The sequence below is a fragment of the Clostridium saccharobutylicum DSM 13864 genome, from assembly GCF_000473995.1.
In the GTDB taxonomy this organism is placed as follows: domain Bacteria; phylum Bacillota; class Clostridia; order Clostridiales; family Clostridiaceae; genus Clostridium; species Clostridium saccharobutylicum.
In genome coordinates, this window is sequence record NC_022571.1 from 4,343,364 (window position 1) to 4,363,467 (window position 20,104).

Here is a 20,104-nt window from a genome sequence, read left to right on the forward strand (position 1 = left end):
ATCCTTACTGAATTATCATACTTTTGAATCTAATATCTGAAATCTTACCTTTTGTTAAATCTTTATTAATAGCATCAATTAATGATTTTTTTATAGCCTCTCTGTTTGCAACATTATTTATATAGTCAGCTTTTTGACTTTTTAGGTAAAAAATAATATCATCTCTTACAACAACTTGATTAGCTGTCAATTCTTCTTTTAGCTTTGATTTTGTTTTGTCATAACCTATAGCTATTTCTCCTTTAAAATATCTTTTTCCACCTTCATCACCCAAATTAACTGTAAACTCAGTTAAGTCCATATATTCATTTTCTACAACAACTTCCTGTGCTTCTACTGTTGATTTATTTTTCATGAATAGATATGCTCCACCAAATGTTGCTGCCCCTAATACTAATAATCCTAAAATAAATAAGACTATCATGATTCCTTTATTGCTTTTTTGTACTACTTCTTCATTCTCATTTTTTTCTTTTTTTTCCTTTTTAGCCATTATTATTCCTCCTAATTCTTTGAAACAGAAACTTTTTAACTATTATCATTTAGACCTGCACTAATTTAAAACATTCTAAATGTCATATGTGAAAATTTTGTGTTTATATTCTAAAACAGAATTTCTTACATCTTCTATACTCTCTAAAACTATATATTTTTTTCCATTTGTTAATGTAATTATTGTTTCAGGCATTTCTTCAATTTTTTCAATATGATCTGCATTAAGCATGAATCTTTTCTTGTCCATCCCTGTTACCCTTATCATAAAATCCTCACCCTTTCTTATTTCAAAGTCAACCATATACACTTAAAAACATATATATAATCAACTCGTATTTTTTGTATGTGCCAGTAAAATATACAATGTACAGGTCACAATGCGCAACTTAGGATAACTAATTTTTTATAAAATTATATATTATAATTTTTAAATTAGTTGTGCATTCTGCATTATGCATTGAAAATTTTTATTAACACTTCCATTAATTAAAAATTTAAATAACGCTCTTTAATATATAAATTCTAAAAATATTTTTCATCAAACTTAAACTTCTACTTTTATAAATATTCAATTAGTAATCTTACTAATTATAAATTTTGTTAATTAAAACTTATATATAATTATAAAGTCATTTTAAAAATAACAAAGATAATTATTTTAATCAATGCACAATTGGTGGGGAAAATTCCAATTATACTTCGAACAACAATATTACATAAACTTGTACAGAAATTTTCCTTCCTTAATTGTGCATTGTAAAACCTTAAGTTTAAAATTATCTTATCAAGCCAGTAATAGTTTGTAAAATTTCATCTCCTGTTGTTACCATTTTTGATGAAGCCTGAAAACTTCTGCTTGCTGTTATCATATCTGTAAATTGTTCTGTTAAATCTACATTTGATCCTTCAAGCGCTCCTTGAACTAAATCTCCAAACCCTGAACTATTACTATTAGTTGTTACGCCCTTAGCACTTTTTATTATTGGACTTCCTGAGTTAGAAGAAACCTGTAGTAAATTTCCACCAATTCCTGTTAACCCTTCTGGATTTTTAAAACTCGCCAAAGCCACTTGTCCTATAGCAGTTCTACTACCACTTCCAAGTACTGCTGTAATTACTCCATCTTTTCCTATTTCAAATTTTTTAATTGGGTCTTTTGTTGATCCGTTCATCACCGAATCAGGTATTGCTAATGGTTGTAATTTAGCGTTATCGAACTTTGCTGTATCCGCATCCACATAAGTTGCATCTAATGCTCCTTTAGAATTAATCTTCAACGCATTTGTTGCATAATATCCCATAACCCTATATCCATCAGCCGTTAAAAGATTTCCGTCTTTATCCAGTGTTAAATTCCCATCTCTTGTATATAATGTATCCTCCATAGTTCCACTAGTAATACCACTTGTATTACCTGCTGAATCTGTACCTACATTAATTAAACCAGTTAATGCACCTTTTCCTACAACCAAATATCCATCACCATCAACACATACATCAAGTGTTCTTCCTGTTGATAATGCATTACCTTGACCCATTACTTTATTAATACTTGACAATTTTGCTCCAAGCCCTATTTGTTTAGCATTAGTTCCACCTTTTGTTGCTGTAGGCGCTGTTGCTTCTGCTGAATTTTGATATAACATATCAGTAAATTCTGCTCTTGAAGATTTAAATCCTGTAGTACCTACATTGGCTATATTATTACCAATTACATCCAACTTTGTTTGATTAACTTTCATTCCGCTTATTCCAGAATACATACATCTTAACATATAAATTCCTCCATACCATAATTTATTTAACTTGTTTCTGTCATTCCACAAGTTTTGGCCCCGATTTATATAGTTAATAGTTAACAATTGAAAATTAACATTTTGTAACTAACTATTAACTGATTCTCGTCCAGCCTATAATATTACTACACTATCTACATTTGTAAATATATTATCTTTTGCTCTATTTTTATCAACGGCTGTTATTAACGTCTTGTTTTTAACACTTGCTACCAATGCAATATCTTTATATAACATGACAGTATTTTTAGAGTTCTTATCTTCCGCCATTTTAAATCCTTTTTCTATCTGTCTCATATCTTCTTCTGTAAAATTAATTTGATTAAGCCTTAAAGCAGCATGCTTAGATACAATAAAACCATTATGCTTATATGTAACTTCATTTAATATATCTTTAAAACTTTTCTTATCCTGTGTATTTTTAGTACTTATGTTCTTAGATAAATTCTCATTTGGTACAATATTTCCTACAGAATAAGCTCGTCCATTAACAATTCTATAACTCATTAAAACATCCTAAATAATATTTATGTATTAAAGTCTTATGAATTATTTGAGCTACTATTACTTGACGAACTTCCTGTATTATTTGAGCTGCTATTATTTGTAGATGTTGATGAATCTCCTGTGTTTGTTGTACTTATAGATGATGTTGTTATTCCATTTTCCTTAAGAACTTGATCTATAGTAAGTTTCATATCCTCATCATTTAAATCTCCTGCTCTTACTATGTCTGAATATGAATATACCTTTGTTTCTCCGGTTGAATTCAAATTATCATCTAAAACTTTAACTCTTAACTTAACATCTGCCCCACTTATATATGCACCTTCGACTGTACCTTTTACCAATATATCTTTATTAGAACTATCCTTATCTGCAGTAATAACTCTCTTATTATTTAAAGATGAAGCTGCTAAAAATTGAGAATTAATCGCTGTAACTGTACTTGTGCTATCATTATCTTTAACTACTGATAGTATTTTATCCGCATCAATATTCTTGTCTAACTCTTTAAGTTGTCCATTCTCAACAATATTCAATCGTATATAATTTTTTCCATTGCTTCTTGATACGCTATTTACAGTTCCAACATAACGATCACCATGACTATCTGTAACATCTACGACTACTTGCTTTCCAAGCAAATTTCTAAGAGATGATTCATTCATTGTATTATTTAAGTTTTGCATTTGTTCCATAGATGCAAATTGAGCCATTTGAGTAACATATGCAGTTGAATCTTGATTTGAACTTGGATCTAAATTACTTAATTGAGCTGATAAAATCTTTAAAAAAGAATTTTTATCAAAGCTCTGATCTGAAGTTGTAATCTTTGTTCCTCGTGAAGTTGTAGTAGCAGTTTGAGTGGCACCTGCATTACTTTCATTACCTAATCTGCTTGTTGGTATAGAAGTATTTTGCGTTTTTGGAGTTGTTTTTCCTAATGCTTCATTTATTGAAGGTATAATCGCCATATATTTTCACCTCCTATGCTAGAAAATCTAAATTATTATCAATACTAGTTTCTATGTTTTCCATTGACTCTTCTTCAACAGTTATTCTATTACTAATGATGTTGCTGTTATTATTTTTCCCTTGTTCTTGTGCAAATTGATTACCAAATCCCTCTCCATTAAAGAAAGTCGTATCATCTTGGTAAAGTTCAACATTAACATCTGTCACCTTAATATTTTGTTCAGTTAATTTTTCTTTAATATCAACCAAATTTTGTGAAAGTAACGCTACTGTTTCTTTAGAGTTTGCTTTTAAATTAGCCTTCATCACTCCATCTTCTTGGCTTAGATTTATAGTTATTTCTCCAAGATTTCCAGGATTAATTTTTACAGTTAATTCTTTTAATCCATTATTACTCATAAATTTAATATCTTTTATTAAATCATTAGCAAATGTAGCTTTATTAATTGTAAGTCCTCTAGTCGTTTCTACTTCTTGTCCTTGGATAACTTGAGTTCTTGATGCAAATAAATTTATCTTATCCAAAGAATTATCTTTCTTATCATCAATTAAAGAATTTAAGAATTTATCTTCTTTTGTGACTTTTTTACTTTCTTTTGGCGTTTCAGTTTGTGCATTATTATTGTTTCCATTTTCAAGTGAACTATCTTTATTTTGTGAACAACCATTATTCAATATATCTTTAAGAGTCAAAACTTTTTCACCTTGATTATCCTTATCATCGATAATATTAGATATCTTTGACATTAAATCCTTAATACCACTTGAAAGTTCTTTATTATCCTTAGATTTAATACCCAACTGATTTAATATCTTGTTCATTAATCCTAATGAATCACTATCTAATTTTTTTTGTACTGAATCTGCTTTTAATAATTCAAGCAATTGATTTAAGATTGTTGATTGTTTATCTGAAGCTCCATTTTCATTAATTTTATTCAATATAGTGGATTTTAAATTTTCTGAATTAACGTCTCCTTTTTCTTCTTTAATCTCAAACTTCTTCAGTAAATTTAGTAATGACTGCAATATATCATTAACATCATCTTTAGAATCAGATTTACTATCTTCTTCTAATTGTTTAAGTTTATCCTTAAGTTCATTTATTTCATTATTATCAACATCACTTGAAGGCTTGTTTTCCTCATTTTTATATATTAATTTTTCATCACTTTCATCTTTAGAATTAGTTTTTGAATTTAAAACTTTCTTAAACTCATTATTATATTCTGTAGATTTTGAAAAATTGGTTTTATTAACAAATAAATTTGATTCAGACTTATTTGTTACATTAGATTTAGAACCTTGAGTAGAAAAATTCATATTACTTACTAAATAATTAGTTGTATTTGTACCTGCCATACATTTTCACCTCCTTTCAAATTATACTTGTCCACCACGCATATACGCATACAGTGCTAATTCATCACTATTAATTTGTTCAACCCTATCCTGCTCTTTTATATATGCCATATATTTTTTATCTTTTAGAGTTTCAACAGTCTTTCTTTCTATTTGTTTTTCTGTCAGCTCTTTTCTTCTCTTATCAATTTCATTATTTTTTAAAACCAACTCATTTTCTGTTGACTTTATTCCACTCTGTAATCCTTGAAGATAATACCTCTTTAATTTTTGATATACTACATCTTCATTCGGACTTATTCCCTTATATTTATGATAATTTCCCTTAAGCTCCTCTAACTTTTCTTCTATTTGCTTCTTTGCCCTCTGGCTTTCATTAAATAATCTTTTACTTTCTTCTTCTTTTTCTTTTCTCATTTCAAGAAGTTTATCCAAACCAAATTGAAATCTCTGTGCCAAAGTTAAAGCCTCCCTTTTTTCGTTAACACTTAGCAGTTGAAGATAGATACAGTTAAATTAAAATCTGTTAATAATAGTAGCTAAAAATTAAATTCCTGCATTGCTAATTAAACATTGAAATTAATGAATTTTTTGTTGCTTCAAAGTCTGATCTTTCATCAATTCCTTGACATAAAAATTGATTTAGCATTTCATTATAATTAACTGCCATATCAATCTTCTTGTTACTTCCCTTAACATATGCTCCTATATTGATTAAATCCTCAGAATCCTTATATGTAGCTAATAAATCTCTTGCAAAAGATGCTGCTTCTTTATGTTCCTTTGGTGCTATTTGGCTCATAAGTCTACTAACACTATTTAACACATCTATTGCTGGATAATGATTCTTATGTGCCAAATGTCTTGATAAAACTATATGTCCATCTAATATACCTCTAACAGCATCCGCTATTGGTTCATTAAAATCATCACCATCAACAAGAACTGTATAAAATGCAGTAATTGATCCATCTATGGATGTACCTGCTCTTTCCATTAGTCTAGGAAGCTTAGCAAATACTGATGGAGTGTATCCTTTAGTTGCTGGTGGTTCTCCTATAGCAAGTCCAACTTCTCTTTGAGCCATAGCAAATCTTGTAACTGAATCCATCATAAGTATTACCTTTTTTCCTTGATCTCTGAAATACTCAGCAATAGCTGTTGCTGTCAATGCACCCTTCATTCTTATTAAGGCAGGTTTATCTGATGTAGCACAAACTACAACAGATTTTTTCATACCTTCTGGTCCCAAATCCTTTTCTATAAATTCGAGAACCTCTCTTCCTCTTTCCCCGATTAATGAAATTACATTAACATCTGCCTCAGCTTCCCTGGCAATCATTCCAAGAGTTGTACTCTTACCAACACCACTACCAGCGAAAATACCAATTCTTTGTCCATCTCCAACAGTTAAAAATCCATCTATTGCTCTAACTCCTGTTGGCATTATGTCCTTTATTCTTTTTCTCTTTAAAGGATCCGGTGCTTCATTTTCTAAAGGATAATCTTCACCATCTTTTATAATACTGTCACAATCAAGTGGATTGCCAAGACCATCAATTATATGACCAAGCAAATTTTCTGAACAATGTACACTTAAAGGTTTATGTTGAGGTACAACTTTACATCCTGGTGCAATACCTGTAAGTTCATCAAGTGGCATAAGAATTACAGATTCATCTTTAAAGCCTACAACTTCACAGTTTACAGGAATGTTTTTTTCGTTATATATTATACAAAGCTCACCAACAAAGGCTTTTATTCCTTGAACTTCAATTGTAAGTCCTATTACCTTTTTAACAATACCCTCACTATATATAGCAGATGTACTATTAACTTTTTTAATCAATTTATTAAAATCTAAATTTAAATCTAGCATATAGAACGCCTCCCTATGTTCATGAGATACAATTTCAGTTAACCAAATATCGCTTTTTCTATTTGCTTCATTCCAATATCTACACCTACATTAACCATGCCACTAGGTTTTTCTAAAATTGCATTTCCTGGCTCCATTGAATCATCTGTAAGAATAAAAATATCATTCTTTATTCCATAGGATATCTTCCATCTTTCAGATTGAGATTTTAATTCTTCTGCATGAATTGAGTTAACTCTTAAAATAACATTATCCTCACCCTTTGAAATCTTAAAAGCTTCTTCAATAATTGAATTCATTGATTCTGCTTGACTGAGCTCCTTACGAGCAATACTTTCTGCTATTTCTAACGCTAGTCTTATGACTTCAGACTTTTTATCATCCAGATATCTAAAATAATTTTCATGAGCAGATTTCAAAAGCAATTCTGCTTTCTCAATAATTTCTTCAGCTTCTACTTTTGCTTGTTCGATAGTCTCTTCATAAGCCTTTTTATAGCCATCTTCATAACCATTTTGAAGACCCTGCTCATAACCTTCCTTATATGCTTTTTTTTCTGCAGCTTGCGTTTCCATCTGTGTTCTTAAAATAATAGCTTGCTTCTCATTATTTGCATCCTGCAATATTCTTTGTCCAATATCTTCATATCTTTTCAAAAGCTCTTCTGGGTCAATTTCAGGCGCTTTTATTTCTTCTTCAATTTCTTCTAGTTCTTCTTCAACCTTAGGATTTTTACTAACATATTCTGTTGAAATAAGTTTACTTTCTCCCTGCTTTGCAAATTCATTCTTTATTAACCTATACGATGATTGCATCTTCTCCACCTCTTGAAATGATGATTTCATTAGCATCATCTAATCTTCTAATAATAGAGACAATACCTTGTTGTGCTTTTTCAACATCCATAATTCTTACTGGTCCTAAGAATTCCATATCTTCCTTTAAAGCTGCAGCAGCTCTCTTAGATTGATTTCTATAAATACAGTTTGCAACTTCATCAGAACATCCTTTAAGTGCAAGAGAAAGCTGACTTGAATCAACTTCTCTAAGAATTCTTTGAATAGATACATCATCCAGAGAAACGATGTCTTCAAATACAAACATAGACCCCTTAACTTTATCAGCAAGTTCTGCATCTTCTCTTTCTAATCCTTCAGTAATATTCTTTTCTGTTGTTCTATCAACTGAATTTAATATTCCAACTAATGTTTCAACTCCACCTAAAGTTGTCATTTCAGTTCTTACTACTGAAGATAACTTACTTTCAAGTACTGCTTCAATTTCCTTGATTACCATAGGGGAAGTATTGCTCATAGTTGCTATTCTATAAGCTACTTCAGTTTGTATTTCCTCTGGTAATTCCGCCATTACTTGTGCTGCTTTATCCGGCTGTAAATAACATAATATTAATGCAATAGTTTGCGGTTGTTCTGACATAATTACATTTAATAATTGATGAGAATCCGCCTTTCTTGCAATTGAAAAAGGTCTGTATTGAGCCGTAGCTTCTGATACCTTATCCAAGATTTCATTTGCTCTTTGTGATCCTAATGCCTTTGATAATAATTGCTTAGCATAATCCATGCCACCTTCAATTATATAATCCCTAGCTTTATTTATTTGTAAAAACTCATTTAATATTTCTTCTCTTTGTTCTGATGTAACAGAAGTAATATTAGCAATTTCGTAAGTTATTTTTTGAATTTCGGCCTCTGGCAATTTTTTTAATATGCCAGAGGATGCTTCTGGTCCAAGTGTAATAAACAATATAGCTGCTTTTTGTACTCCTGTTAATTTTTTTTCATCATTTGCCATAGCTATCACCTCTCATCTTCAGTCAACCATGACTTAATTATTTCAACAACCTGCTCTGGTTTCTCAGTTGCATATTTCTTAATTTCATTTTCTAGATGAGAATTCTTAGTTTTAACTTCAAATTCTATTGGATCAAATTCTTCTGGTTCTTTAGGTATTATTGTGTCATCAACTAATGTATCTAATAATTGATCTTCTTCTTCTTGCTTCTTCTTTCTTCTCTTTATTATAAAGAATGCTATTGTACCTAGAAGTATTGCTCCTAAAATTCCACCAATAATCATCATCTTATTCTTGCTGCTTGCTGCTTCTTGCGCATTCATAGCATCAATTTGAGCCTTAGCTGCATCTTGACTACTTGTATCAAATGTCATTCCTGCTACTGTAACTTGATCTCCTCTATTTGCATCTAAACCAATAGCATTTTTAACAATATTCTCAAGAGTAGCCTGAGTAGCTGCGTCTACTTGGCCATCTACAATAACTGATGCTGTAAGCCTCTTAACTTCTCCTGGTGCACTTATAACTTTAGATTCTGTTTTTCCAGTATCATAGTTTGTTTTTTGATCTTCTTTAGCTGATGTGGAATTATTTCCATTATTAGTATTTGCGCTTGTTATTTGATTACTCATATTATTATCTACAGGACTTTGACTGGTTGTTGATCCTCCAGCTGATGTATTTGATTCCTTTGAATTTTCTTGACTTACAATAACTTTATTAGGATCAACTACTGTTTGCGTCTTCTGTTTAGAATCAAAATCTAAGTTGACATTAACTGTTGCTTTAACTTTGCCTTGTCCAATTGTAGGTTCCAATAAACTAACAATTGCTTTTTGAAGTTTATCTTCATATTTTTTCTCTGCATCTTGCTGTTTTGTTAACGCTTCTGAATTTACTGGATCTGTCTCATCACTATTAATATCCTTAGTAAGTAAATTCATCTTGTCGTCAATAACTTGTATATTTTCTTTTGGTATCTTTTCAGTAGCTCCTGATACTAATGCTACTATTGATTTTACCTGATCTTCATTAATAGAATTTCCTTGCTTAATCTTTAAATAAACTGCTGCCGATCCAGGTGTTTTTTCTTTAACAAAGACAGAATCCTGAGATTCTGTAATATGTACTCTTGCTTCCTGGATTTGAGGAAAACTCTTTATTGTCTTTTCTAGTTCTCCTTCTTCCATTCTAACCTTTTTAATCTTAAACTCTTCATCAGTCATACCAAAGGAACTTCCACTATCCATAAGCTCATAGCCTTTACTTCCTCCAGCTGTTAGATTTGGCGCATACTTTAATCTAAGTTCATCTACTTTATTACTAGGAACATAAATAGTATTACCATCTATTTTGGTTTGAACTTTATCATCATTCAAAGACTTCACTATAGTTTGTGTGTCATTTGGATCAAGGTTAGAAAATAAAATCTCATATTTATTTGAAGACGAATATATAATTGCACTTGCAATAGCTGCAATAATTGCTATTATTGATATCACTACTGCTATTTTTATTTTCTTGCTTTGAGATTTAAATTTTTCCCAAAACCCTTTAACTTTTTCTAAAAGTCGGTTCATTATTTAGCTCTCCTCACCCTACTACAATTGCAGCTTTGATAATTGATTATAACCATCAAGTAATTTATCTCTAGTTTGAGTTAAAAATTGAAGACTTAAACTTGCTTCCTGATTTCTAATCATCACTTCATCAATATTAACATCATCACCTTTAATAAAACTTGTTGTAGCTGAGTCAGATTTCACAAGTTTGTTATTAGTATCATCTATACAATTCTTTAATACCTGCCCAAAATTAACACTATCACCTTTCTTCTCTACTTTTTTATCATTTCCATCAGTTTGAAATTTAGAATTAAATAATGCTTCTTTTATTGCGAAATTATCTCCTATTCTCATATCTCATCCCCCCTATTTACCTATTTCTAAAGCTTTTGAAAACATACCCTTTAAAGCATTAAAAGTATCTGTATTTGCTTCATAAGACCTTTGAGCTACCATCATGTCTGCCATTTCATTCAATACATTTACATTCGGCATAGTAACATATCCTGATGCATCTGCATCTGGATTCGTTGGATCATATACTCTTCTCAGTGGTGACTTGTCCTTATCAATTTTTACTGCTTTAACTCCTGCCATATTTTTGTTAGCATCAAGTGCCTCTTGAAATACTGCTACTCTTCTAACATAAGGACCACTTCCATCTGCACTTCTTGTTGTACTTGCATTTGCTATATTGGAAGTTATAGTATCCATCCTTAATCTTTCTGCTGCAAGACCTGTTGCACTTATCTGCATAGAATTAAATGCATTCATCTATAATCCCCCTTATTTCATAACTGTCTTTAAATTATTAAATTTATTATTTATATTTGTTATCAAAGCATTATACTTAAGTGTATTAGCTGCTTGATTTACTTTTTCTATATCTAAATCAACATTATTGCCATCACTTCTCATACTTGTACTTTTATCTTGTTCAATAGATATATTATCATTTGTCGAATTATCATCACTAAAATGAACATCTCTAGTCCTCTTTAGCTTGAATTCTGAAGAATCAATATTCTTTTTCAAATTTTCTTCAAATACCACATTAAATCTCTTATAATCCTTAGTATTGATATTTGCCATATTATTAGCTATTGTTTTAGCTCTGACATTTGATGCCTTAAGTCCTTCTTTGATTAAATCATAAACCCCATCTGAACTAATAGATTGTATTCCCATAAATTCACTTCCCTCACATATTCACTTTATTGTATTTCTACAATCATTTCATAATTTTTTTACACTTTTTTACACTTTTGTATATTATTTTTTATATAAGCGCATTTCTACTCTAATTATAGAATAATATGAAACTTTTCGCCATATTTTTTTTGAAATTTGTCTAATTAATAATATTTAATTGTTTTTATGATAATTATTTTTATTCTAGCTACCTTGCCTTCTAAAATTGGTTATCAATTTATCAAATGTAAAATTAATTTAGATAAAAATAAGCATCAACAGCTATTACTTCAGCCATTGATGCTCATTCAATCACTTTTCTATCTTCTATTCTATTAATCTAGTTATTTAATCTGTATAGCTACCGCATTCAATGTCTTAAAATTTTCTTTTTAAAACTTATGGCTCCATGATATTACCTTCAATAATGCTTATTATTTTTTTATAATATTTTAATTTTCTTTCTAAATGATAGGATTCATTTTTCAAACTTTCTATCCTATTATTCATAATCTCTAAAATATATTTAACAATACTTATGTAAGACTTATCCAACTCAAACATAAACAATTGTAATTCACTATCTACTTTTTCCATAATTTCATTATATATTTTCTTCATTATCGCTTTGGAATGTAACTTTAAAATTTCTATTGACTCTCCAGTAGTTTCATCACTAAATTTACTTTTAATAATATCAACATATTCCCCAACATTAATATTTATACTTGGAGGTTTTATACTATATATGGAACTTTCAACAAATTTCTTAACATAATTAAGTTTAAACTTTTCATTATTTTCATCTAGATTTTCAAATATTATTTTTATTATATTTTCCGATAAAATATTAAAATTCATAATATCACTTATCATCTTTTTCAAGTATATATCAGTATTACTATCAAAACTATTAATATCATTAATAACTTCATCAATCTCTACATACTCATAGTCTACAAAATTATAATCTATTTGTTCATTATTGGCTTTCTTAAACAAGCCTTCATACCATTTAATATTATCATTAGACTCTTCGCTCTCTATTCTAATAGTTTTTTTCTTCACTTTAATTTCCGATAATGTTAAAAAATCAAATTCTAACTGTTTTTCCATTTCCTTTTTCTTATTGACAGCCGAATCTTTAGTCTTTTCAATTAATTCTTCAATGCCTTTATATATTTTTTGTGATTTTAATTTTATTTTTTCTTGTTCAAGATGAATATATTTTATATCTGTATTTTCTATAATATATATTTTTTGCTTTGATTTATCTTCTATGTCAAGTAATATTCTTTCAACTTCTTCTTTTAACTTAACCATCAAATTTTCTTTAACATCTAATTTATCACTTATTTTGTTTTTTACATTTTCAAAATTACCAATAAACATTAATTTTTCCTTATTAAATATGAAACCATCCCATAAATCATTTAATTGCTTTATTATATAGTTCTCTTCATCTGTATACTTATCTTTTTTCTTCAAAGCTAAATTATTTGCCATAGCTGACATAAATATAGGAGTACTATTACTAACATAATTTAATACATATTTCCTGACTCTATTAGTAAGTCTTGATTTTATATATTTATCAGTTTCAACTAAACTTTTGAACTTCCAGCCTTCATCTATAATTACATTATCGTATTTACTAGCAACAAGAAATACATTTCCAGCACTTTCTACAGGAATTTGATTTGAAATCAAGCTCACATCTAAATTATCAAGAAATATAGCAGCTTGACTTATAAAAAAAATTATATCCACATATTTGAAGCATTTATCAATAGTGTATTTTCTTACAAAGTTCGAATCATTCACCCCTGGTGTGTCAAGGACTTCAATATTTTTAAGTCTTTCATCATCTACATATATATTCATAGCTTTAATTGGAAACCTATAATTATTATACTTATCATCACATTCTTTAATTTTTTCTAATAACTCATCATAATCTTGAAAATTAAAAATTTCATTATCTCTATTTATATATTTTTCCACATCATATTCAGAAGCATTTATAAATTCAAAAACTTCTTTTACAAACTTTGCCCCTTTTATCTCCCCTTCTTTAATTAATGCATTTTTAATTTCTTTCCACTCTTTTTTGGTATAAAACTCAATTTCTATTCTTTTTGTATCCGAATAATTAATTTTAGTTATAATTTTGGTTTTAGAAATACAATCTTTAGGCAAAACATTTTCACCATTAAAAATTAATGCATTTAAAAAAGAAGATTTTCCTGAATTAACCTGCCCCATTATTCCTATTTTAAGTTTTATTTTTTCACAATCATCATCATCTTTTTTATTATTATATATTTCCATAACGCTCGAAAGTTTATTCATCTCAGTCTCAAACAAACTCTCAAGACCACTTAATTCTTCTCTTAACTTATCAACCTTATAAAATATATTTTCGTGACTAAGCTTAGTAAATTCAGTATTCATAACATTTGCTCCTATAATAATTCACTAAAAATTATACGGGTTACTACAATTTGATATTACATTGCTAGAACTATTGTCATCGCCAATTGCAAATTCATTATAATATATTGCAGAACCAACTTCTCTTGATCTACAACTATCAAAAATACAATTTACTACACTAGTTTCTACATTACCTAAATTTGAATAAATTCCACCACCTATTGCTGCTTCACAATTATTAAATTCAGATTTTAACAATAGTGTTTTATAATATTCATTACTTTTTATATTTACAGCTCCTCCATTTTCAAGAGCTTTGCAGTTGTTAAATATATTTTCACTCATTATGTATTGACAAAAAGATTTATTATGATTTCCTGTCAAATATATCGCCCCTCCATTTTGAGCATTGCAAAAATTAAATTGTAGATTATTAAATTCAACTGTTTTATAGAAATCATCACTTTCTTTTATGTATAATGCTCCTCCATTTCCACCTACACTACAATTATTAAATTGTAAATTTCTGAGTTCAACATTAGAATCAATGATTGAAATCGCCCCACCATCACTTTCATTACCAAATGCAATATTGTCAAATTTACAATCACTAATACTAACATCATTATGACATTCATATATAAGTAAAGGTCTTCTATTTTCACAATCCTTAAAAATAGACTTCTTTACATTTAAACTTGCCATGTCTTCACAAATTATTTGTCCATTAATAAATTCTGAATCCTGAATAGAAAGTTCGACCCCACTTTTACATATCAATTTGCCATTACTTCCAAATCTTATTTGTGAATCTTTAATTCTCAATATTCCTTTTACAATTACAGTTGTATTTATAAAAAAGTTTCCTTTTAAATCATTTATTCCGTCTAGAATTTCATCATCTATTAAAAATACATCAACAAATCCCATAACATATGGTCTAAAACACCCTGCCTTTATTTTTTTAGGTATTTTTTTTACTAAAATATTAAATTTTTTTGCATTTTCTTCAAGGATTGACATTGCAACTTCACACAAAAATTCTATTTCTTCCGATTCAACATTAAATATTTCTGCAAATTCAGCAACAATATTAACTTTATCTTCTTTTAACTCTCCATCCACCCCAATTAACATTAACCCATCTAACAAAAAATTATATTTTAAATTCTCTTCCTCTATAAATTCTATAAACTCATTTACTTTTTCTTGATCTATATCAGAAACTTTATTTAAATAACTAATTATTTCTCCTTCTAATTCAAATGCATTTTGAAAACACATCAAGTATTTCACTTCAATTTTATCTACATTTCCATTAGCAAAAGCTAATGCTGATAGCATAATTAAATATAAGTCTTTATAATATAAATCTTTATATATTACAGGATGACCAATTAATTCTTTTAAATCCTTTTTAAATTCTTTTAATAATTCTAATACACTTTTACCTTTTTGCTCCATCAATATATCCCTTCCTAATTTAAACTTCTTTTATCTTTATCCAATATATATCATTAGTTTTCAAATTTCTCACTTTATTTTTAATTAAAATATTATTATTCTTTTTCTTTTTTGGTAATTTAAAACTTGAATTAGAAAAACCTTTAATAATATTTTTTATGCTTCTTTTATGATGCAATAACCATCCTCTATTCATGCAACTTAATTTTCTATTTATTATTTCTTTATATATAATAGAGTTATTATCATTTGAAAATAATACCTTATTTTTTAAGCTTTCATTATTACTATAATATAATCGTATATTAATTAAATTTTTATAGTTCTTATCTTTAATTCCATTTTCTTTTTTATATTCTTTAATAAAATTAACTATATTACCATTTTGCTCATCTTTCAAACTCTCATAAATATCTATCTCAACTTCTTCAGCACATTTTCTTAATAAACTTAAAAATTTCATATTTAGTTGTTTAAGTTTCTTTTCGCTTTGCTTGATTCTATCCATCTTATACGCAATTTCTTCTTGAATTAACTCTAATTTTTTTATTTCTTCTGCCTGATGAATATTAAGTAGTAATGAAGTTATAATACTTAAATTTGCTTTTTCCCTTTTTCTTTCTTCATAAAAGCACTCTCCAAATTTATCAAAAAGTACTTGAAAATCTCTTGAAATTGTACATTTGACATCATTCATATTCCACTTTTCTAAATATTTTTTTATCTTATTTATAGAATACATATCTGAATTCTTTGATGAATATGGAATTATGTCTAAAACGCCAACTCCCCTTTTTTTCAAACTCATTCTAATCTCATTTTCAATTTTCTCTATATCCTCAATTTGTTTTTTATCCGCCCTGCTTATTACTATTAAGATAGGTATATCTTTTCTTAAGTTTTCCAAAAAATCAATATCACTTTGTTTTATAGTTCCACATTCGGAATCAACAAACCATAAAATATAATCACAATAATTTAACTGTTCACTTATGAGCTTACAATCGTTGTTATCATTATAAGCCTCCTTTCCAAAAAGACTATATCCAGCAATATCCAAAAAAGATAAATTAGAATATATTTGTTCCGGTATTTGAATAAAAATCTTATTCAAAACATTCGAAACAGGAAAATTATAAGTATCTTCGAATTCATAATATATATTTTTCATCTCTTCTTCATTTACATCTATTATTTTATTAAACGTATTTAATAAAGATATTTTTCTATTGTCATTTTGAAGCACATATGTAGGTACCACTGTTGCTGGTGTTATCATACTTGGTAATATATTTATATCAAATAAATTATTTAAAAAACTTGATTTCCCACTATTCAAAGCTCCACCAATACCAATCATAGTTTTATTAGCAAGAGAACTACAAGCTGTATACATATAAAATTTATCAAGTTCTTTTTGAAATTTATCAACTAATTCTTTCTTATTTAAGAAATGCTCGCTTTCAATAAACTTTAAAAAATCAGAATTAATAAAATTCTTAATATCATTAATTTGTTTATTTTCTAAATAAGAATAACTTTCATTATAACTTTGTAACATTTTACAAATAGCTGTAAATTCTAACTTAAAATCATTACTTAGTACATCCATTTCAATTATCCCTACCTTTCATTCCATTATAAATTTTATTTTTAGAAACGATAATTATTGCAACACAACATATGCATCACATAAAAAAACAATTTCTTTCATGTAATATTTTGTAGTAATTTATCTTAAACTCTAATAAATATTATATAATCAAATTTATTAAATGTCTAAGAATTTTCACTTTCATCTTCTAAATAAATAAGCGCCAATAACTATCCATTTAGTTACTGGTGCTTACTTGTGATGCTATATTTAGGCACATTCAAAAAAATATCCATAGCAAATTGAACGTGTTATTTATTTTCATGTCACTTATTTAACATTTCCTAAAATTTCCAAACAATCTTTAGGAAAATTATTACTCTATGCCACTAAACCAATAGCAGAATTCAATCTACTACTACTACTTATATTATTTATTCCTTTTGATTCATCTTTTATCACTTCATAATCATAATTTATTATCGTAAGTAAAAGAAATATCTTTAATTTTTCTTGTCCAATCCACTTTTTCACAAATGATTTCTAGCATCTCGCATAAATCATCTCAATTTTTCTATTTTATCTATAACCGCACCAGATAGAACGTTGCATTGCGAAGGAAGAATGTATGAGATTATTTCATCTATCTCATACCCATGTCTGATCCCTATGTTATATATTATATGCCATAGCAATAAATAAAAAACAGATAAGACTTTAATTTATCTTACCTGTTACCCCTAAGATGATTTCCTATATTGGTACCTATTTTTGTTTTATCTTAAATACTAACATCTATATAATTTCCTCTATCAGGATCAACTGCAACATTTCTAATCGTTTCAATCATTTGTTGAGAATTTTCATTTCCAGTATTCATGGCTAGTTTCATTACTGATATACCAGCTAATTCTCCAATTCTTGATTGACTCATCACCATTGATAATTCAGCTATATCCATTTATTTGCCCCCTATCAACAATTTTTGCAATTCTTCAAAATTGATAAACAATATTTTAATGCAAACTTTTCTGTATCAACATAAATCTTAACATTCAAATTCAAAATACGCTTCTATTTAACATTAGCCAAAATATTCAAGCAATCTTTTGGGAAATTGTTACTTTGAGCCATTAATCCAATCGAAGAGTTAACTAACAACTGTCCTTTTGAATAATTCATAGCTTCTTCTGCCATATCTGCATCACCAATTCTACTTTGAGCTGTTTGAATACCTAAATCTTTATTACTTAAATAATCTGCAGTTCCTTCTAGTCTAATCTGTATTGAACCATATTTACTTCTTACTTTACTTATCATTTGAGTTGCTTTATCAATAGAATCAAGAGATGAACCAACATCATTTACATCTAAACTTCCAACTCCAATATTTTGTGCGCTTACATTAAAAAATGGTATTTGCATGCTTTCATCATCCATATTGCCAACAGTCGCTTTTAATAAACTTGTCGCTTCTCCACTTTGAGTAGAATCTGATAACTTAATCCCATTAAATTCAGTATTATTTGCAAAACTATCAATTTCTGCCTTAATACTATCAATTTCATTTTGAATCACTTTTTTATCTCCATCATTCAAACTTCCCGCTCCAGCGCTAACTGTTAACTCTTTCATTCTATTTAAGCTATTGTTTATTTCCTGAAGTGCACCATCAAAGGTTTGTATCATTGAATTAGTATCTTGAATATCTTTACTAGCTGCGTCATTAGTCAACACCTGTATCTTTAAAGTTTCATTTTTCCCAATTCTACCCGGATTATCTTTAGCCGAATTTAATTTATTTCCCGTACTAGCATTATTTACAGCTTTAGAAGTTTCCTCAAGTCTACTTTTATAGTTTTTATATATACTTAACGAAAACATATTATGTGCAAGCCTCATTTGATAACCTCCTCTTTTCATTTATTAATATTATATTATCGTAAAAAATCAAAGTATCTTTAGATATAAAGATCTGTATCTTAATTCTTATCTTTTCTATCTATAACTTATTGCAGCTTAACTAAATACCACCTTTACTTATCCATTCCTCAGTTTCTTTTATTCCTTCTTCTAAAGTATATTCTGGCTCCCATCCAATTAATTTTTTAGCTTTACCATAATCACATTTTAGCTTCATTATTTCACTTTGCGGATGAATATGCTTAACGTGATTTATATTCACTCTATTTTTAGATATTATTTCAGCAAGCTCATTAACAGTAACATCTCTTCCTGTTCCTGCATTAACAATTTCACCATTTACATTTTCGCTATAACCTGATTGAATTACAAATCTAGCACAATCTTTTACATATAATAAATCTCTAGTCTGATCTCCAGTACCATATATATTAATATCTTTACCTGAGATAGAGTTATTGATAAATATTGCTACCACTCCACCTTCTCCACCTGTCTTTTGGAATGGTCCATATGTATTAAACGGTCTTATAACAACTGTTGGAAGTTTATATGCATTGTAATATGAAAGCACCATATTTTCTGCTGCTATCTTACTTCCACCATAAGGTGAGACAGGTTTTGTTGGATGCTTTTCACTTATACCTTCTTCACCAGCTACATCATAAACCATACAAGTACTCATAAATACCACTTTGCAAGGATGTGTATCTTCATTTGTATCTAATACCCATTGTTCTCCTTCCATCTTAGCATTCTTTCCAAACATCTGAATTTTAGCTTTTTCAAGAATATTAAAGGTACCTACCGTATCATTATAAAAAGTAGTAGTTGGGTCATCAATACTATCTTGTACATTTATAGATGCCCCTAAATGATATATAATATCATATTTTTCTTTAAATACTTCATCTAAATCTGCTTCACTTTTTATATCGCCTTTTATAAATTTAAAGTTACTTCCAGTGAACTCTTCTATATTTTCAATTTGTCCGTTTGATAAGTTATCTAAAGCTACTACTCTATGATTATCATCTAATAATCTTTTAACAACCCATCTTCCAATAAATCCTGCTCCACCTGTTACTAATATATTCATATTTTA

The 20,104-nt window shown here is 28.3% G+C and carries 21 protein-coding genes; all 21 read right to left on the bottom strand.

From position 1 onward, the window contains the following. Positions 1–4: 4 nt before the first annotated feature. The gene (locus tag CLSA_RS18870) at positions 5–493 is read right to left on the bottom strand and encodes a flagellar basal body-associated FliL family protein (protein WP_022749147.1); all 489 of its coding nucleotides are present in this window, start codon (positions 491–493) and stop codon (positions 5–7) included. A 75-nt stretch (positions 494–568) separates the two neighbouring features. Further along, entirely contained in the window at positions 569–760 is a 192-nt protein-coding gene (locus CLSA_RS18875; protein ID WP_041716369.1) for a flagellar FlbD family protein, read from the bottom strand. A gap of 511 nt (positions 761–1,271) precedes the next feature. After that, positions 1,272–2,270, bottom strand: a complete 999-nt coding sequence (locus CLSA_RS18880) for a flagellar hook-basal body complex protein (RefSeq protein WP_022749153.1) — start codon at positions 2,268–2,270, stop codon at positions 1,272–1,274. A gap of 135 nt (positions 2,271–2,405) precedes the next feature. Beyond that, positions 2,406–2,798, bottom strand: a complete 393-nt coding sequence (locus tag CLSA_RS18885) for a TIGR02530 family flagellar biosynthesis protein (RefSeq protein WP_022749157.1) — start codon at positions 2,796–2,798, stop codon at positions 2,406–2,408. Between the two features lie 35 nt (positions 2,799–2,833). Next, positions 2,834–3,769 carry a flagellar hook capping FlgD N-terminal domain-containing protein gene (locus CLSA_RS18890; RefSeq protein ID WP_022749160.1) on the bottom strand — a complete coding sequence of 312 codons (936 nt, stop codon included), beginning with the start codon at positions 3,767–3,769 and terminating at the stop codon, positions 2,834–2,836. Between the two features lie 13 nt (positions 3,770–3,782). Further along, complete coding sequence (locus CLSA_RS18895) at positions 3,783–5,132, bottom strand: flagellar hook-length control protein FliK (RefSeq protein WP_022749161.1); 1,350 nt, start codon at positions 5,130–5,132, stop codon at positions 3,783–3,785. A gap of 21 nt (positions 5,133–5,153) precedes the next feature. Then, a complete protein-coding gene (fliJ, locus tag CLSA_RS18900) occupies positions 5,154–5,591 on the bottom strand; it encodes a flagellar export protein FliJ (protein WP_022749164.1) in 438 nt (145 codons plus the stop codon). A gap of 103 nt (positions 5,592–5,694) precedes the next feature. Next, entirely contained in the window at positions 5,695–7,011 is a 1,317-nt protein-coding gene (gene fliI / locus CLSA_RS18905; protein WP_022749168.1) for a flagellar protein export ATPase FliI, read from the bottom strand. 38 nt (positions 7,012–7,049) lie between these two features. Then, entirely contained in the window at positions 7,050–7,826 is a 777-nt protein-coding gene (locus CLSA_RS18910) for a FliH/SctL family protein (protein WP_022749171.1), read from the bottom strand. Continuing rightward, positions 7,810–8,826 carry a flagellar motor switch protein FliG gene (fliG, locus tag CLSA_RS18915; protein WP_022749175.1) on the bottom strand — a complete coding sequence of 339 codons (1,017 nt, stop codon included), beginning with the start codon at positions 8,824–8,826 and terminating at the stop codon, positions 7,810–7,812. The genes CLSA_RS18910 and fliG overlap by 17 nt, the downstream gene beginning before the upstream one ends. Before the next feature lie 5 nt (positions 8,827–8,831). Beyond that, positions 8,832–10,406: a flagellar basal-body MS-ring/collar protein FliF gene (gene fliF, locus CLSA_RS18920; RefSeq protein WP_022749179.1), complete on the bottom strand. Its 1,575-nt coding sequence runs from the start codon at positions 10,404–10,406 to the stop codon at positions 8,832–8,834. Between the two features lie 21 nt (positions 10,407–10,427). Continuing rightward, the gene (gene fliE, locus CLSA_RS18925) at positions 10,428–10,745 is read right to left on the bottom strand and encodes a flagellar hook-basal body complex protein FliE (protein ID WP_022749182.1); all 318 of its coding nucleotides are present in this window, start codon (positions 10,743–10,745) and stop codon (positions 10,428–10,430) included. A 12-nt stretch (positions 10,746–10,757) separates the two neighbouring features. Continuing rightward, the gene (flgC, locus tag CLSA_RS18930; protein ID WP_022749186.1) at positions 10,758–11,165 is read right to left on the bottom strand and encodes a flagellar basal body rod protein FlgC; all 408 of its coding nucleotides are present in this window, start codon (positions 11,163–11,165) and stop codon (positions 10,758–10,760) included. A gap of 12 nt (positions 11,166–11,177) precedes the next feature. Beyond that, positions 11,178–11,579, bottom strand: coding sequence for a flagellar basal body rod protein FlgB (flgB, locus tag CLSA_RS18935; protein ID WP_022749190.1), 402 nt, complete (start codon positions 11,577–11,579; stop codon positions 11,178–11,180). Between the two features lie 402 nt (positions 11,580–11,981). After that, positions 11,982–14,036, bottom strand: coding sequence for a dynamin family protein (locus CLSA_RS18940; protein WP_022749193.1), 2,055 nt, complete (start codon positions 14,034–14,036; stop codon positions 11,982–11,984). A gap of 24 nt (positions 14,037–14,060) precedes the next feature. Then, positions 14,061–15,485 carry a hypothetical protein gene (locus CLSA_RS18945; RefSeq protein ID WP_140395298.1) on the bottom strand — a complete coding sequence of 475 codons (1,425 nt, stop codon included), beginning with the start codon at positions 15,483–15,485 and terminating at the stop codon, positions 14,061–14,063. A gap of 16 nt (positions 15,486–15,501) precedes the next feature. After that, positions 15,502–17,094 (bottom strand): dynamin family protein, encoded by a 1,593-nt coding sequence (locus tag CLSA_RS18950; protein WP_022749200.1) that lies wholly within the window; start codon positions 17,092–17,094, stop codon positions 15,502–15,504. Between the two features lie 363 nt (positions 17,095–17,457). Next, entirely contained in the window at positions 17,458–17,610 is a 153-nt protein-coding gene (locus CLSA_RS23240; RefSeq protein ID WP_022749203.1) for a hypothetical protein, read from the bottom strand. Positions 17,611–17,857: 247 nt separating this feature from the next. After that, the gene (locus CLSA_RS18955) at positions 17,858–18,037 is read right to left on the bottom strand and encodes a YjfB family protein (RefSeq protein WP_022749207.1); all 180 of its coding nucleotides are present in this window, start codon (positions 18,035–18,037) and stop codon (positions 17,858–17,860) included. Between the two features lie 113 nt (positions 18,038–18,150). Next, the gene (locus CLSA_RS18960; protein ID WP_022749208.1) at positions 18,151–18,978 is read right to left on the bottom strand and encodes a flagellin; all 828 of its coding nucleotides are present in this window, start codon (positions 18,976–18,978) and stop codon (positions 18,151–18,153) included. Between the two features lie 121 nt (positions 18,979–19,099). Next, on the bottom strand, positions 19,100–20,098 hold the full coding sequence (locus CLSA_RS18965) for a dTDP-glucose 4,6-dehydratase (RefSeq protein WP_022749212.1): 999 nt from the start codon (positions 20,096–20,098) through the stop codon (positions 19,100–19,102). Positions 20,099–20,104: the final 6 nt, after the last annotated feature.

Excerpts from the sequence above, each read along its gene's own strand:
- CLSA_RS18870 (WP_022749147.1), bottom strand. The coding sequence starts at position 493 with ATGGCTAAAAAGGAAAAAAAAGAAAAAAATGAGAATGAAGAAGTAGTA.
- CLSA_RS18875 (WP_041716369.1), bottom strand. The coding sequence starts at position 760 with ATGATAAGGGTAACAGGGATGGACAAGAAAAGATTCATGCTTAATGCA.
- CLSA_RS18880 (WP_022749153.1), bottom strand. The coding sequence starts at position 2,270 with ATGTTAAGATGTATGTATTCTGGAATAAGCGGAATGAAAGTTAATCAA.
- CLSA_RS18885 (WP_022749157.1), bottom strand. The coding sequence starts at position 2,798 with ATGAGTTATAGAATTGTTAATGGACGAGCTTATTCTGTAGGAAATATT.
- CLSA_RS18890 (WP_022749160.1), bottom strand. The coding sequence starts at position 3,769 with ATGGCGATTATACCTTCAATAAATGAAGCATTAGGAAAAACAACTCCA.
- CLSA_RS18895 (WP_022749161.1), bottom strand. The coding sequence starts at position 5,132 with ATGGCAGGTACAAATACAACTAATTATTTAGTAAGTAATATGAATTTT.
- fliI (WP_022749168.1), bottom strand. The coding sequence starts at position 7,011 with ATGCTAGATTTAAATTTAGATTTTAATAAATTGATTAAAAAAGTTAAT.
- CLSA_RS18910 (WP_022749171.1), bottom strand. The coding sequence starts at position 7,826 with ATGCAATCATCGTATAGGTTAATAAAGAATGAATTTGCAAAGCAGGGA.
- fliG (WP_022749175.1), bottom strand. The coding sequence starts at position 8,826 with ATGGCAAATGATGAAAAAAAATTAACAGGAGTACAAAAAGCAGCTATA.
- fliF (WP_022749179.1), bottom strand. The coding sequence starts at position 10,406 with ATGAACCGACTTTTAGAAAAAGTTAAAGGGTTTTGGGAAAAATTTAAA.
- fliE (WP_022749182.1), bottom strand. The coding sequence starts at position 10,745 with ATGAGAATAGGAGATAATTTCGCAATAAAAGAAGCATTATTTAATTCT.
- flgC (WP_022749186.1), bottom strand. The coding sequence starts at position 11,165 with ATGAATGCATTTAATTCTATGCAGATAAGTGCAACAGGTCTTGCAGCA.
- flgB (WP_022749190.1), bottom strand. The coding sequence starts at position 11,579 with ATGGGAATACAATCTATTAGTTCAGATGGGGTTTATGATTTAATCAAA.
- CLSA_RS18940 (WP_022749193.1), bottom strand. The coding sequence starts at position 14,036 with ATGAATACTGAATTTACTAAGCTTAGTCACGAAAATATATTTTATAAG.
- CLSA_RS18950 (WP_022749200.1), bottom strand. The coding sequence starts at position 17,094 with ATGGATGTACTAAGTAATGATTTTAAGTTAGAATTTACAGCTATTTGT.
- CLSA_RS18955 (WP_022749207.1), bottom strand. The coding sequence starts at position 18,037 with ATGGATATAGCTGAATTATCAATGGTGATGAGTCAATCAAGAATTGGA.
- CLSA_RS18960 (WP_022749208.1), bottom strand. The coding sequence starts at position 18,978 with ATGAGGCTTGCACATAATATGTTTTCGTTAAGTATATATAAAAACTAT.
- CLSA_RS18965 (WP_022749212.1), bottom strand. The coding sequence starts at position 20,098 with ATGAATATATTAGTAACAGGTGGAGCAGGATTTATTGGAAGATGGGTT.